This window comes from Acetobacterium wieringae, assembly GCF_001766835.1.
Lineage (GTDB): Bacteria > Bacillota > Clostridia > Eubacteriales > Eubacteriaceae > Acetobacterium > Acetobacterium wieringae.
Map to the genome: position 1 here is coordinate 1 of NZ_LKEU01000031.1, position 14921 is coordinate 14921.

11 protein-coding genes and 1 tRNA gene are annotated in these 14921 nt (G+C 47.9%); all 12 read left to right on the forward strand.

Translation table 11 applies throughout. The annotated features are described in order from the left end of the window. The first annotated feature begins 263 nt into the window (after positions 1-263). The 12 genes from rny to proB all read left to right on the forward strand — a co-directional run bounded on the left by rny (position 264) and on the right by proB (position 14817). Positions 264-1808, forward strand: a complete 1545-nt coding sequence (rny, locus tag ACWI_RS10305; RefSeq protein WP_139142350.1) for a ribonuclease Y — start codon at positions 264-266, stop codon at positions 1806-1808. Positions 1809-1865: 57 nt separating this feature from the next. Continuing rightward, on the forward strand, positions 1866-2672 hold the full coding sequence (locus ACWI_RS10310; RefSeq protein WP_323396125.1) for a TIGR00282 family metallophosphoesterase: 807 nt from the start codon (positions 1866-1868) through the stop codon (positions 2670-2672). 182 nt (positions 2673-2854) lie between these two features. Continuing rightward, positions 2855-4288, forward strand: coding sequence for an adenylosuccinate lyase (purB, locus tag ACWI_RS10315; protein ID WP_070371365.1), 1434 nt, complete (start codon positions 2855-2857; stop codon positions 4286-4288). A gap of 67 nt (positions 4289-4355) precedes the next feature. Continuing rightward, positions 4356-4431, forward strand: a tRNA-Trp gene (locus ACWI_RS10320). 365 nt (positions 4432-4796) lie between these two features. After that, complete coding sequence (locus ACWI_RS10325) at positions 4797-6164, forward strand: citrate/2-methylcitrate synthase (protein WP_070371366.1); 1368 nt, start codon at positions 4797-4799, stop codon at positions 6162-6164. 242 nt (positions 6165-6406) lie between these two features. Continuing rightward, entirely contained in the window at positions 6407-7345 is a 939-nt protein-coding gene (locus ACWI_RS10330; protein WP_070371367.1) for a phosphate acyltransferase, read from the forward strand. Continuing rightward, positions 7346-9127, forward strand: coding sequence for an indolepyruvate ferredoxin oxidoreductase subunit alpha (gene iorA, locus ACWI_RS10335; protein WP_070371368.1), 1782 nt, complete (start codon positions 7346-7348; stop codon positions 9125-9127). Continuing rightward, the gene (locus tag ACWI_RS10340; protein WP_070371369.1) at positions 9127-9699 is read left to right on the forward strand and encodes an indolepyruvate oxidoreductase subunit beta; all 573 of its coding nucleotides are present in this window, start codon (positions 9127-9129) and stop codon (positions 9697-9699) included. Before iorA ends, ACWI_RS10340 begins: the two co-directional genes overlap by 1 nt. A 2-nt stretch (positions 9700-9701) precedes the next feature. Continuing rightward, positions 9702-9992 (forward strand): cysteine-rich small domain-containing protein, encoded by a 291-nt coding sequence (locus ACWI_RS10345; RefSeq protein ID WP_070371370.1) that lies wholly within the window; start codon positions 9702-9704, stop codon positions 9990-9992. A gap of 4 nt (positions 9993-9996) precedes the next feature. After that, positions 9997-10611, forward strand: coding sequence for a glycerol-3-phosphate 1-O-acyltransferase PlsY (gene plsY, locus ACWI_RS10350; RefSeq protein WP_070371371.1), 615 nt, complete (start codon positions 9997-9999; stop codon positions 10609-10611). Between the two features lie 331 nt (positions 10612-10942). Continuing rightward, positions 10943-13945: a vitamin B12-dependent ribonucleotide reductase gene (locus ACWI_RS10355; protein ID WP_139142351.1), complete on the forward strand. Its 3003-nt coding sequence runs from the start codon at positions 10943-10945 to the stop codon at positions 13943-13945. 65 nt (positions 13946-14010) lie between these two features. Next, positions 14011-14817, forward strand: a complete 807-nt coding sequence (proB, locus tag ACWI_RS10360; protein WP_070371373.1) for a glutamate 5-kinase — start codon at positions 14011-14013, stop codon at positions 14815-14817. The last annotated feature ends 104 nt before the right edge of the window (positions 14818-14921 follow it).

Sequence of the window (14921 nt, forward strand, 5' to 3'; positions counted from 1 at the left end):
GGACATCGTCGGCTTATTTGGCATGCCCGGATTTATTGGTTCGGATAATGAAAACCGCCAAATGTCAATTGCATTTGGCGGTTTAATAATCTGTGGCGTATATATTGTCGTTAACTTAATGACATTGGTTTAGCGGTTCTTTTTTTGATTTCTTAAAAATAACCCCTGGTGGGGTTCTTTGTTTCTTGACACTATTTTCAAAAGAGTATAAAATATAGATCATGATGAGTAGATTAAAAACATAGCAAATCGTTTATAAGGAGGTGAAAATTATAGACATACTAACAATAATTTTATTCATTGGTATCATCGCTGCGTTTGGAATTGGTTATTTGGTACGCAAAAATATTGCCGAAGGCAAGATAAAGAATGCTGAATTAACCGCCACAACGATTGTGAATGATGCCGTCAAAGAAGGAGAAACTTTAAAAAAGGAAATTCTATTTGATGCAAAGGAAGAATCTTTGAAATTAAAAGAATCCCTTGAAAAAGATAATCGTGAACGACGAGCCGAGCTTCAGAAACTTGAAAATCGCTTGATTCAAAAAGAAGAAAACCTTGAGAAGAAGCTGACAAATTTAGAACGCAGTGAAGAATCTCTGGCCCGAAAAAGCAAAGAACTCGAAAAGAAGCAAGAAAAAGTTGAAAGCATGTATGACGAGCAGGTCAAGGAACTTGAGCGGATTTCCGGGCTTACTTATGAAGAAGCAAAAGAAATTTTGCTGGAAGACATCAGTAAAGATACCCGTCAGGAAGCGGCGATTATGATTCGTCAGATTGAAGCTGAATCAAAAGCCACTGCTGATAAAAAAGCCAAAGAACTGATTGCCCAATCGATTCAACGTTGCGCCGCCGACCATGTGGCTGAACAAACCATTACGGTGGTCAACCTGCCAAATGACGAGATGAAGGGCCGAATCATCGGTCGGGAGGGTCGGAATATCCGCACCCTGGAAACCCTCACCGGGATTGATCTGATTATTGATGACACCCCGGAAGCCGTTATTCTTTCTGGTTTTGATCCGATTCGTCGGGAAGTGGCCAGATTGTCTCTGGAAAAACTGATTATTGATGGTCGAATCCATCCTGCCCGGATTGAGGAGATGGTCAAAAAATCGCAAAAGGAAGTCGACAACCATATCAAAGAGGTCGGCGAACAAGCTTGTTTTGATACCGGCATTCATGGCCTGCACCCGGAAATTGTCCGGCTTTTGGGACGGCTTAAATACCGTACCAGCTATGGTCAAAATGTATTAAAGCATTCCATTGAAGTATCTCATCTGGCGGGCATCATGGCCGCCGAATTGGATGGAAACATTAAGATCGCCAAGCGAGCAGGATTATTACATGATATTGGAAAAGCGATTGATCATGAGGTCGAAGGGCCCCATGTTGAAATTGGAGTCAATGTATTAAAAAAATACAAAGAAAATAAAAACGTTATTCATGCTGTCGAAGCTCATCATGGTGATGTTGAAGCCCGGACGATGGAAGCCGTTCTGGTTCAGTCAGCGGATGCCATTTCAGCAGCACGACCTGGTGCCAGACGAGAAACCCTAGTTTCTTATATCCAACGGTTACAGGAACTGGAAACCATTGCCATGTCCTTTGATGGGGTTGAGAAATCATACGCCATTCAGGCTGGACGTGAAGTCAGAATTATGGTTAAACCAAATGAAGTTAACGATGATGAAATGATTTTGCTGTCCCGAGATATTGCCAAGAAGATTGAAGCTGAAATGGAATATCCCGGTAACATTAAGGTTAATCTGATTCGTGAAACGAGAGCTAGCGACTACGCTAAATAGTCTAAAAGGGGAGAGATTCTCCCCTTTTTTTAGTCAGTTTTTAATGCAGAAGGATAAATGATGAAGATACTAATACTGGGGGACGTCTATGGCCGCCCCGGACGAAAAATTTTAAAAGACCAACTGGCCACAATCATTGCCGAACAAGACATTGATTTTACGGTTGTTAATGGCGAAAATGCCTCCGGGGGTAATGGTCTCTCGACTAAAAATGCCAAAGAATTGCTAAATTTGCCGATTGATGTCATCACCATGGGCAACCATGTCTGGCAGCAAAAAGAGCTACTTGAAACCATTGCCGACTTTCCGCAGATTATCCGGCCCCTGAATTATCCCGACCCCTGTCCAGGCAAAGGCTATGATTTTTTTAACTGCACCCTAAAAGATGGCCGTACCAAACGAATTGCGGTGGTGAATCTGTCCGGCCAGATTTTTATGCCCAACTTAAACTGCCCTTTTAATATGATGGCACCACTCCGAGAGTCCTTAAAAGCCGCCGCCGATCTGGTGTTGGTTGATTTTCATGCCGAAGCCACCTCGGAAAAAATTGCCTTCGGGTATTTTATGGATGGTTACGCCACTGCCGTTTATGGCACCCACACCCATGTCCAGACAGCCGACGAACGGATTTTAACTGGCGGTACGGCCTATATTACCGACATCGGGATGACCGGACCACTTGATGGCGTGATTGGGGTGGATTCCCAGATCATTCTTGATACCATGCTAACAAAACGGCCCAGCCGTTTTGTGACAGCCACTGGTTCTGTTCAGATCAATGGGATTATTTTGACCATCGATGAACTTGAAAACAAAGTGACGCACATCACTCGATTATATCAAACCTACGAAACTGACCAGTAAGCGGCGGTTTTAAATGGAAAATTAAAAGCTTCGAACAATGAGTGCTTTGGGTGCAGTTTCCACAAACAATTTTGTAACGTGTAGGCGAACAGTTCAGAGAACTGTCCGCCGTACAGTGTAAAAATTGTTTCGTGCGAAACTGGACGCAAAGCTCACGGATTTAAATATGAAAGGAATAAATTATGAAAGCATACTATGAAAACCCCCTGATTGAGCGGTATTCCTCAAAGGAGATGCTCCATATCTTCTCAGCGGACAATAAATTTCAAAGCTGGCGGAAGCTGTGGGTGGCTCTGGCCGAAGCCGAGCAGGAACTGGGACTTAACATCAGCGACACCCAGATTGCCGAACTGAAAGCCAACATCACCAACATCGATTATGAACTGGCGGCCCAAAAAGAAAAAGAACTGCGCCACGACGTCATGGCCCATGTTCATACCTATGGGGCCCAATGTCCGACAGCCAAAGGGATTATCCATCTGGGGGCTACCAGTGCCTATGTCGGAGACAATACCGATGTGATTGTTTACAGCCAGGGTCTGGTCCATGTCCGTAAGCAGGTCCTTAATCTGATCAACCACCTGTCCCGCTTTGCCGCCCAGTATAAAGAGTTGCCGACTCTCGGCTTTACCCATTTTCAGCCAGCCCAACTGACCACCATCGGTAAGCGGGCCTGTTTATGGATTCAGGATCTGCTGATGGATCTGGCGGATCTTGATCATCTGCTTAGCAATGTTAAGCTGTTGGGGGTTAAAGGTACCACCGGCACCCAGGCCAGTTTTATGGAACTGTTTGACAATGATCACGACAAGGTTAAAAAACTGGATACCCTGGTGGCCCAAAAAATGGGCTTTAAAAAATCATTTGCGGTCAGCGGGCAAACCTATTCCCGTAAATTTGATGCCCAGGTGCTTGGTGTCCTCAGCGGCATCGCCCAGACCCTGACCAAATTTGCCACCGACATCCGCCTGCTGCAGAATTTGAAAGAAGTTGAGGAACCCTTTGAAAAAAGCCAGATTGGCTCGTCGGCGATGGCCTACAAACGCAACCCGATGCGGTCCGAGCGGATCTGTTCGCTGGCCCGTTATATCATCGTCAATGCCCTGAACCCGGCCCTGACGGCTTCGGCCCAATGGTTTGAGCGAACCTTGGATGATTCGGCCAACAAGCGGATCTCAATTCCCGAAGGCTTTCTGGCTACCGATGCCATTCTGATGATTGCCATGAATGTTTCGGAAAACTTGGTGGTATACCCCAAGGTGGTGCGCCAGCATATCGATGCCGAGCTGCCCTTTATGGTCACCGAGAACATTATTATGGAAGGGGTCAAGCGGGGTGGTGATCGTCAGGATCTCCACGAAAAAATCCGGGTGTTGTCGATGGAAGCTGGCCATACTGTGAAGGTGGAAGGGAAACCCAATGACCTGATTGAACGAATCCTTAAAGATCCTGCCTTCAACTTAAAAACCGAGGATGTCGATGCCTTAATGGACCCCAGCCTCTATGTTGGTCGGGCGCCCCAACAGGTCGATGATTTTATCAGCGAAGAAGTGGCTCCGGTGCTTGAGGCCAATCAGGATCTGCTCACTCTCAGCAAGATTGATTTAAAAGTATAGAATAAAAAGTTTATAAAGATATTGACAAACACATCAGCAGCACTTATAATATAGTAGTTGCTGTTGTAGGGGTATAGCTCAGTTGGTAGAGCAGTGGTCTCCAAAACCACGTGCCGAGGGTTCAAATCCTTCTGCCCCTGCCAAAAATAAAGGATAAACTTCGATTCGATGAATCGGAGTTTTTTTTTATCTCAAAAATTGCGGCGGCTTTTGGGGTAGGAAACGATTCGGTTTAAAATTCCGAAATTATTTAATAATGAAAGAATTAAATACAAACTTTCAAATTTATAATAATTTTCCCATCATTTACGGAAAATAAAAGACTAAAAAGATATTGTATAAGAATGTCTTTCAAAAAAGCATAAAAAAATAATAAATTAACTTTATCTCATTGAGCTTTTAAGGTATAATAAGCTAACATTAAGTCGGGCGATTGCGAAATGCATAAACGGCCTGTCAGGCCCCGCAATTTTGTAATGGCAAAAAATAAGAAAGATAGAGGAGATTGATGATGAATCGTGTGTTTTCGGAAATTACCCCTGAAATTATAGAGTATAGTGAATTATGCGTAAAAAATAGCACCATTGAGCCAGAGTTATATAAAAAATTCAAGGTCAACCGGGGCCTCCGGGATTTAGACGGTAACGGGGTCTTGACCGGACTGACCGAAATCTCGGAAATCCAGGCTTATATCTTTGAAGACGGCAAAAAAATCGGAACCGAAGGAAAACTCTTCTATCGGGGTGTCGACGTTGAAGCCATGGTTGACGGCTTTGTCAAAGAAAAACGGTTCGGTTTTGAAGAAGTGGTTTATCTGCTGCTGTTTGGCAGTCAACCCAATTCAGACGAGCTGGAACGCTTTACCACCGTGCTGGGAAACTATCGCAGCCTGCCCACCAGCTTTGTGCGGGATATTATTATGAAGGCCCCCAGCTCTGATATGATGAACACTCTGGCCCGTAGTGTTCTGACCCTGTTTTCCTATGATGACAAAGCCAGCGATGTCTCGATTCCCAATGTACTGCGGCAATCTCTGGAGTTAATCGCTCTGTTTCCGCTGTTGGCAGTCTATGGTTACCAGACCTATAAACATTATCACGATGACCAGAGTCTGTTTATTCACCAACCGCAACCGCATCTGTCAACGGCCGAAAATATTCTCTACATTTTACGGCCGGACAGCCGGTATACTGAGCTGGAAGCCCGGATTCTGGATATCGCCCTGGTGCTTCATGCCGAACACGGTGGCGGTAACAACTCGACCTTTACCACCCATGTGGTGTCGTCTTCGGGCACTGACACCTACTCAGTCATTGCGGCGTCACTGGGTTCGTTAAAAGGCCCCAAACATGGTGGAGCAAATATTAAAGTGGTGGAAATGTTTGAAGACATGAAAAAAACTCTGGATGATTGGACCGATGAAAAACAGGTGCGCCAGTATCTGGTGGATCTGCTTAATAAACGGGCCTTCGACAATGCTGGATTGATCTACGGGATGGGTCACGCCATCTATTCGGTATCGGATCCCCGGGCCAATGTCTTTAAAGGGTTTGTCAAAAGCCTCTCTGAAGAAAAGGGCCTCCACGATGAGTTTGAACTGTATTCGATGGTGGAACGACTGGCGCCGGAAGTCATCGGTGAAGAACGTAAAATCTACAAGGGTGTCAGTGCCAATGTCGACTTTTACAGCGGCTTTGTTTACAGCATGCTGGGCCTGCCTCTGGAACTGTTTACGCCGATTTTTGCGATTGCCCGAATTGCTGGTTGGAGTGCTCACCGTTTGGAAGAGCTGATCAATGCCGGAAAGATTATCCGTCCGGCCTACATGCACGTCAGCGAACGCCGGGATTACGAACCACTGAATAAGCGCCAATAATTTCCTTTAACATGGGGCGCATAAGGCAAAAATATCCCCGAAATTTAATCGTCTTTCTGATCGCTTCTGTGCTAGAATAGATCAGGAAGACTTTTTTTATGTGACCCTGTCGCAACCCGGAACCTGCCTGTTTTTACATGCAAGATCTTTGTTTTGGCAACGGGGTAATTGTAACAAAATTGTGTCTTTATTATGGGTTTAAATTAGTGTATAATATTACAGATGAATTAAATGAGGTTAAGATGTACAATACTTTTGAAGAGATTGGTCAGGCGGTTCAGAGTGGCCCCAAAGGTACCCTGGTGGTGGCAGCGGCGGCTGAAAGTGAGCTGCTGCGGGCTCTATCAGCCGCCAACGGATTGTATCTGGAGCACATCATTCTGGTTGGCAGTCGCAGCCGGATTGAGGCCATCAGCAGTGCCCAAAAAATTGATCTAAGCAGGATGACAATTATTGATTGTGACGATCTGGCCACGGCCTGTGAACAGGCCGTGGCTCTGGTTCGTCAGGGCCAGGCTGATTTTATTATGAAAGGCCTGGTCGATACCTCTATCTTTTTAAAAGCCGTCATCCATAAGACCAACGGCCTGTTGATTGGCCGCCTGCTTAGCAGCATTATGATGGTTCGGATGGCCAGCTATCACAAATTTCTGATCCTGTCCGATGGTGGGATGATCATCGATCCGGATCTGGAAAAGAAAAAAGGAGTTATCAGTAATGCCGTGGATTTTTCACGCTTGCTGGGACTTAACCCGATTAAAGTCGGCTGCCTGGCGGCCAAGGAAAAGGTCAATCCCAAAATGCCAGCGACGGTGGATGGGGCAGCCCTGAAGCAACTGGGCGAGGCCAATTATTTCGGCCAGGATGTGCTGGTGGAGGGCCCGATTGCCATGGATCTGCTGATCTCTAAAACAGCGGCCCGGATTAAGGGCTATGAATCGGCGGTAGCTGGTGATGTTGACGTCATTGTCATGCCCAACATTGAAACCGGTAACGCCGTCATGAAGGTCATGACCCATCTGGGTCAGGCACAATTGGGTGGGATTGTGATGGGAGCCTGTGTTCCGATTATTTTGACCTCCCGATCCGATTCGTTTGAAAACAAATTAAATTCAATCATTCTCGGGGCTTTTTTGGCCCAGCGAATGGATAATTGTCACCAATTACGAGAGGAGCATTAAATGAAGCTATTACTGACAGGAAATGAAGCCATCGCCCGAGGGGCCTGGGAGGCGGGGGTCAAGTTTGCCACTGCCTATCCAGGAACACCCAGTACTGAAATTCTAGAAAACGTCGCCACCTATCCGGAGATTGTCTCGGAGTGGGCACCCAATGAAAAGGTGGCCCTGGAAGCGGCTGCCGGTGCGGCCATCGGCGGCGTCCGCAGCCTCTGTGCCATGAAACACGTCGGCGTCAATGTCGCCACCGATCCGCTCTTTACTCTGGCATATCTGGGAGTTAACGCCGGAGCTGTGCTGGTTACCGCTGATGAACCGGGGATGCATTCGTCCCAGAACGAACAGGACAACCGCAACTATGCCCGTCATGCCAAGGTCTGCATGTTTGAACCTTCCGACAGCCAGGAAGCCAAGGATATGATTAAGGAAGCCTACGCCATCAGCGAAGACTACGACTTGCCGGTGCTGTTCCGGATGACCACCCGGGTCTGTCACTCCAAATCAATTGTTTCCTGCAGTGACCGGCTTGAAGTAGCCGATAAACCCTACGAAAAAGATATCCGCAAATACTGTCCGCTACCGGCTTTTGCTCGGGGCATGCAGGTTAAACTGGCCGATAATTTTGCCCGCCTGGAAGAGTATTCCAACACCACGCCCTTTAATTACATTGAAGATAATGGGGCAGAGATTGGCATTATCGGTTCAGGCGTGGCCTACCGCTATGCCAAGGAAGTCTTTGGCAACACCGTTTCCTATTTAAAGATCGGCTTTAGCTATCCGCTGCCGATGAAAAAAATTGCTGACTTTGCCAAGGGCAAGAAAACCGTCTATATTTTCGAAGAAAATGATCCGATTATGGAAACAGAAATTAAAGCCGCCGGAATTAATTGTGTCGGCAAGGAAAAACTGCCAACCATGGGTGAGCTGACCCCGGATCGGATTCGTCAGGCGCTGCTGGATGAAACAGCCCAGGTGATTAATCCCAATCCTGAGATGGTGCTGCCCCGACCGCCAGCCCTCTGTGCCGGATGTCCCCACCGCGGCGTTTTCTACGAGCTGGGTCGCCGCAAGGATCTGATGATCTTTAGTGACATCGGCTGTTATTCGTTGGGGTTAATGCCACCCTATAATGCCACCGATGCGATGATCTGCATGGGGGCCAGTATCAGTGGTGGACATGGCGTCCAGAAAGCCTTTGACATCAAGGGCGATCACTCCAAAAAAGTGGTTTCGATTCTTGGCGACTCGACCTTTTTCCACTCCGGCATCACCAGTCTGATGGATGTGACCTATAACAAAAGCAATACCTTAACAATTATTCTCGATAACCGCATTACCGGGATGACCGGCCATCAGCAGAATCCTGGCACCGGCTATGACTTAAAAGGTGATGACGCCCCAATCATTGACATTGAGGCGATGGTCAAAGCCTGCGGGGTTAAAAACCTGATTTCAGTCGATCCCAATAATCTGAAGATTGTGCAGGAAGCCATTGAATGGGGTCTCAATGTTGATGGCCCGGCAGTCATTATTACCCGTTGGCCTTGTGTACTTAAAAAATTCTCGGCCCAGGATCAGACCGAATTCCCCACCGCTTTTAAAATGGTGGCCACTGTTAACCTTGATACCTGTATCGGCTGCAAAAAATGCCTGAAGTCCGGCTGTCCGGCCCTGGCTTTTGACTTGGCCAATAAAAAATCCGGCATTCTTAAAGAAACCTGTGTTGGCTGTGGAGTTTGTGCCCAGATCTGTCCCAAACAGGCCATTACTGTGGAGGTAAGATAATGGAGACTAAAAATATTGTACTCGTTGGCGTCGGTGGTCAGGGCACCATTCTGGCAGCCAAATTGCTGACCACCGGCTTAATGGCCGCTGGTTATGATGTCAAAATGAGCGAAATCCATGGGATGAGTCAGCGGGGCGGATCAGTTTCGTCGTTGGTACGTTACGGTGATGATGTCCAGTCGCCGGTGATTGAAATCGGCTCGGCAGATATTGTTGTGGCCTTTGAAAAGATGGAGGGACTGCGATCTCTGGAATACCTCAAACCGACCGGCAAAATGATTGTCAACGACACCGAAATCTTCCCGCTGTCAGTAATCATCGGAGCCACCACCTATCCGGAAAATATTCTGGATGAAATAAAGAGCAAGGTCAACCTGCGGGTGATGGCCGCCACCAAAATGGCCGAAGAACTGGGGAACCCCAAGGTCATGAACGTGATTCTCTTGGGTTCGATTATTAAATCGATGGGCCTCACCGACATTGATTGGGAAGCGATCATTGCCGAGAACGTCAAACCGCAGTTTAAGGAATTAAATGTCAAAGCCCTCCAAGCCGGAATGGACGCTGTCTGACCATGAAAAAGGACGATTCAAATTTTAAATTTTTTCAGCATACCGCCTGTGAGTACTTTCCCTGCCATCCGGTTGATTGCTTAGACGATTTTAATTGTCTGTTCTGTTATTGTCCGCTCTATGCCCTGGCAGAAAATTGCGGTGGCAGTTTTACCTACACGAAAAAGGGTATAAAAAATTGTAGTGCCTGCAATTTTCCTCATCAGCGGGAAAATTTTGACACAGTGCTCGAAAAGCTGGGAACGCTCATTGAACAACTCAGAACAACTAAAATTAATCAGTTAAAGGAGTAGTGATATGTCGATTATTATTGGAATTGTTTTTGTTGTGGCGGCTTATTTAATTGGAAACTTGAATTTTGCCTATATTCTGGTAAAATTTCTTAAAAATGAAGATGTCCGCAACTACGGCAGCGGCAATGCTGGCACCACCAACGTACTCCGGGTCATGGGGAAAAACGTCGCCATTCCGGTGTTTCTACTGGACGCCTTAAAGGGCACTCTGGTGGTTCTGGTCGGTCGCTATGCCCTGAATGTTGATGAGGTGTTTCTGGTTTTAGGCGGCATCGCTGTTGTGGCTGGCCATAACTGGCCCGTCTTTCTGCAGTTTCGGGGCGGTAAGGGTACTGCCACTTCGCTGGGGGTATTTCTGGTCTATGACTGGGAAGTCGCCGTCATTGCCATTATGATCGGTCTGATTGTGCTGGCCATCTGGAAAATGGTATCCCTGACCTCAATGGTGGGGATGACCATGCTGCCAATTTTCACCCTTCTCTTTGGCCGCTCGGTGGCCGAAATTGTTTTCGCCTTTGTGCTCTGCCTCTTTAGTATCTATCAGCACCGCAAAAACATCGGCCGGATCATCCAAGGCAAAGAAAGCAAGCTGGGTCAAAAAGTTAAGATGAAAAATTAAAAAACCTAAGGCTCAAGCATGGGCTTAAAAAAGCTAACCCAGTACCGACAATTGTTAGATCATGTTGTTCGCATCGGAGCGGACACGGCGTAGCCTGCGTGGTAGCTACGAGCCAATCACAAGCTTGCTTGTAGTTGGCGACTGCCCGCGACTAATAAGAAATTATATTTCTTATTAGTGTCCGATTCCGCAGCGAACAACAGATTAACAATTGGTCGGTACGGGAGTTTATCAACTTTAAGGCTCAAGCATGAGCCTTTTTATTTGCGCCCGGCCAGGCGGGTAAATTATCGGCGAAAAACATAAAAATACATTGTCGGCCACTATATATATGTTTATAATTAGAGATACATCGCAAGATAGTGTATTTATTACCAGGAGGACAAAGAAATTGAATCAAATAAATCAGCTGTTTACGCGGGTCTTTACCAAAGAACTGGAAGATTCCGATAAAACCGTCTACGATCTGTTTTCGTGGCAAACCGTTGACGTGATCTTAAAAAACTATCAGACCGGGGAAATTATTTATGAAATGACCGATCTGGAATTCCCCGAGCATTACTCGCAAAATGCCTGTAACATTATTGCCACCAAATATTTCCGCCGCAAAGGGGTGCCCAATGGCTATGGCTACGAGCACAGCATGCGGGAAATTGCCGACCGGCTGGTCGGCTTCTGGACCGACGCCATCCGGGCAGAAGGCCTGATTGATAATGATGAGCAGTGGCAGATCTATTATGACGAGCTGGTCTATGCCTTCCTGATGCAGATGTGGGCCCCCAACTCGCCGCAATGGTTTAACACGGGTCTCAAACGCAGCTATGACATTGCCGGTTCCAAGGATGATCTTTATTATTATGATGAAGAAAGCGGCCAAGTGCTGGAATCAGTAGACCGCTACAGCCGCACCCAGGCCAGCGCCTGTTTTATCCTCTCAATTCAGGATCGGCTGCTGGGCGACCATTCCATTTCCGAGCATTATGTCAGTGAAACCAAGCTGTTTAAGGGCGGCTCCGGCGTAGGTACCAATTTCTCCAACCTGCGGGCAGCCAATGAAGGCCTGACCAGCGGCGGCCAGTCCTCGGGGATGATGAGTTTCCTGCAGGGTCTGGATCGCAATGCCGGGGCCATTAAATCCGGGGGTACCACCCGCCGGGCGGCCAAGATGGTGATTGTCGATATTGACCATCCCGAAATAGATACCTTTATCAACTGGAAAGTCAAGGAAGAAGCAAAAGTCCGGGCCCTGGGTAAAATGGGCTATGATACTTCAATGGATGGCGAGGCCTACCAGACCGTCAGCGGCCAGAACAGCAACAACTCGGTGCGGCTCAATGCCGAATTCATGCAGGCGGTCTTAAACTTAAAAAGTGAGCCCGATCATAAAATGAAACTCCGGGGTCGGGTCGATGACCGGGTTGACCGGGAGGTACCGGTTAAGGAATTATGGCAGCATCTTAATCAGGCTGCCTGGGAATGTGCCGATCCGGGGATTCAGTTTGACGATATTTTCAATGCCTGGCATACCTGTCCGGGTGGTGAAGATGGTGACCTGACGGCTAAAATAAACCGCATCAATGCCACCAATCCCTGTTCGGAGTATGCTTTCTTAGATGATACGGCCTGTAATCTGGCGTCCATCAATGTCTATAAATTTTACAATCCCGAAGACAACAGTTTTGAGATCGAGCCCTTTATTCATCTAGTCGGGCTGATTCAATGTGCCCTGGAAGGCTCCATCTATCATGGCCAGTTTCCGACCCCAGATGTGGCCCGCAAATCCTATCTGTTTCGGACCACCGGTCTGGGCATTGCCAACGCCGCCTCCCTGCTGCTGGCACTGGGCTATCCCTATGACTCAGCCGAAAGCCGTAACCTGATCGCCGGGATAACCGGGATCATGACCGGAACCTCCTACCATGTGTCGGCGCTGATGGCCAGTAAAATTGGCGCCTTCCCCAAATATGAAATCAACAAACCCTATATGGGGCGGGTCATCCGCAACCACAGCCGAGTGGCTGCCGCCCGAACCGATGACTATGAAGAACTGCACTATGAACCGATTAAAATAAACCACAAGCTGCTTCAGAAAATGGGTTTTAAGGAAATCAGCAACCAGCTCAAAAACGCCTGGAAGCTGGCGGAGGAAGTCGGGACGACCTATGGCTACCGTAACGCCCAGGTATCGGTGATTGCCCCCACCGGGACGATCTCCTTTGCGATGGATTGCGGTGCCACCTCGGTGGAACCCTTTTATAACCATGTCGTCTTTAAAAAATTAATCGGCGGCGGCTCCATGGAAATTGTCAATCCGGTGCTGGAGCAGGCACTTTACAACCTCGGTTACAGCGAAAAGGAAGTGGGGGATATTCTCACCTATATCCTGGAAAAAGATGCCAAGGGCTATTTTCTCCATGAGGGGGTGGCCGGTGCGCCCCATCTTAAGCCAGAGCATCTGCCGATTTTTAACACCGCCAATACCATTTCCCCAATGGGTCACGTGTTGATGGTGTCGGCCATTACCCCGATGATCAGCGGCTCGGTGTCAAAAACCGTCAACCTGCCTCATGATGCCACCGTGGCCGATGTCGAAAACATCCATCTGCTGGCCTATCGCACCGGCACCAAGGCGATTGCCATTTACCGGGATGCCTGTAAAGCCTCCCAGCCGCTGAGCTCTGGCATGGCCGAGGATATCGATCGTAGTGTCGATGACTACAGCTATGCCGAGCTCCTGGCCCTGGTCAAGGAAGGCAACAGTAAGGCCTTAAACCGGGTTCGCCCGGAAGGGATGCGGCTCAGTCGTACCCATGCTGCCAAAATTGGCGACATAGAACTCTATATCACCATTGGCTTTTATGAAGACGGCGGCATCGCCGAGATCTTTGTCTCTACCGATAAAGAGGGAACCGTGGTTAAGGGGCTGTTGGCCTCCCTGTCCAAGTCGATCTCCAACATGCTGCAGTACCATATCCCGCCGGATCAGATCTCCAAGATGCTGCGGGGCCAGAAATATGAGCCCTCGGGCTTTGTCTCCCGGCACCCCTATATCAAGTTTGCCTCGTCGATTTCGGATCTGATCAGTAAGGTCATCGACATTGAGCACGGCGATTTTTCCAATTGTCAGGTCAAGCCCAAAAACTTTACCCTGATGAACAAGCAAAACCTGGTTCGCAGCGTCAGCACCGGTGAAGCCACACCCGACTATAACAAGGATGGCGGTGGGGAAGTACTCTATGGCGAAACCTGCAGCCACTGCGGCAGTGACCGGATGATGCAAAACGGCACCTGCAAGCTCTGTCTTGATTGTGGCACTACCACCGGCTGCAGCTAAAAAAGCGTTGCGGTTTTCGCATTGTTTGATATAATAATTAACTAGGAACAAACTAGGAGATTAAGATGCGAGAAAAGATAAAAAACGCCACCACCATTGTAGTAAAAATGGGGACCACCTCGGTGACCCACCAAAATGGCACCCTGGATCTGCGAAAGCTGGAGATCCTGGCCCGGGTGCTGACGGATCTGGAAAACAGCGGAAAAAAAATGGTGCTGGTTTCCTCCGGTGCCATTGGCGCCGGGATGAACCGGATGAAGCTGACCGAACGGCCCAAAACCCTGAAAGAAAAACAGGCCGCTGCGTCGGTGGGCCAGGGGCTTCTGATGCGGGTTTACCACAAATTTTTTGATGAATACCATCAGACCGTCGGCCAGATTCTTCTGACCAAGGACGTCTTTAAACACGCCATTAAGCGCAACAACGCCATGAACACCTTCCAGGCCCTGATTGCCGGGGGGATCATCCCGATTGTCAATGAAAATGACTGCATTGCCACCGATGAGATTCAGGAGGAATGCTTTGGCGACAATGATATCCTCTCGGCGATGACTGCCGACCTGGTCGATGCCGATCTTTTAATCATCCTTTCGGATGTGGATGGTCTCTACGATGACAACCCCGCTGTTAATAAAGACGCCCGGCTGATCCAGACGGTGGAGAAAATTGATAACGAGCTGATGAAAAGTGCCGGCAACACTGCTTCCTGTCTTGGCACCGGCGGCATGATCACCAAGCTGGGTGCTGCCAAATACGCCACCGACTGCGGCATTGATATGATTATCGCTTCCGGTGAAGACGTCAAGGTGCTCTATAAGATTCTTGACGGCGAAGAAATCGGAACGATTTTTTTAAGTGATTCACAACAGTAATAAAAATGAAACTGGCCGATAATTGGGAAAGACAAGCCCCGAACAAAAGTGCTTTGATGTCAGTTTTCACAGACATTTTTGTAACGTGTAGGCGAACAGGCGAT

What these genes read in the sequence shown, in the direction of transcription:
- ACWI_RS10310 (WP_323396125.1), top strand. Translation starts at nt 1,866, where the DNA reads ATGATGAAGATACTAATACTGGGGGACGTCTATGGCCGCCCCGGACGA.
- purB (WP_070371365.1), top strand. Translation starts at nt 2,855, where the DNA reads ATGAAAGCATACTATGAAAACCCCCTGATTGAGCGGTATTCCTCAAAG.
- ACWI_RS10325 (WP_070371366.1), top strand. Translation starts at nt 4,797, where the DNA reads ATGATGAATCGTGTGTTTTCGGAAATTACCCCTGAAATTATAGAGTAT.
- ACWI_RS10330 (WP_070371367.1), top strand. Translation starts at nt 6,407, where the DNA reads ATGTACAATACTTTTGAAGAGATTGGTCAGGCGGTTCAGAGTGGCCCC.
- iorA (WP_070371368.1), top strand. Translation starts at nt 7,346, where the DNA reads ATGAAGCTATTACTGACAGGAAATGAAGCCATCGCCCGAGGGGCCTGG.
- ACWI_RS10340 (WP_070371369.1), top strand. Translation starts at nt 9,127, where the DNA reads ATGGAGACTAAAAATATTGTACTCGTTGGCGTCGGTGGTCAGGGCACC.
- ACWI_RS10345 (WP_070371370.1), top strand. Translation starts at nt 9,702, where the DNA reads ATGAAAAAGGACGATTCAAATTTTAAATTTTTTCAGCATACCGCCTGT.
- plsY (WP_070371371.1), top strand. Translation starts at nt 9,997, where the DNA reads ATGTCGATTATTATTGGAATTGTTTTTGTTGTGGCGGCTTATTTAATT.
- ACWI_RS10355 (WP_139142351.1), top strand. Translation starts at nt 10,943, where the DNA reads ATGTTTATAATTAGAGATACATCGCAAGATAGTGTATTTATTACCAGG.
- proB (WP_070371373.1), top strand. Translation starts at nt 14,011, where the DNA reads ATGCGAGAAAAGATAAAAAACGCCACCACCATTGTAGTAAAAATGGGG.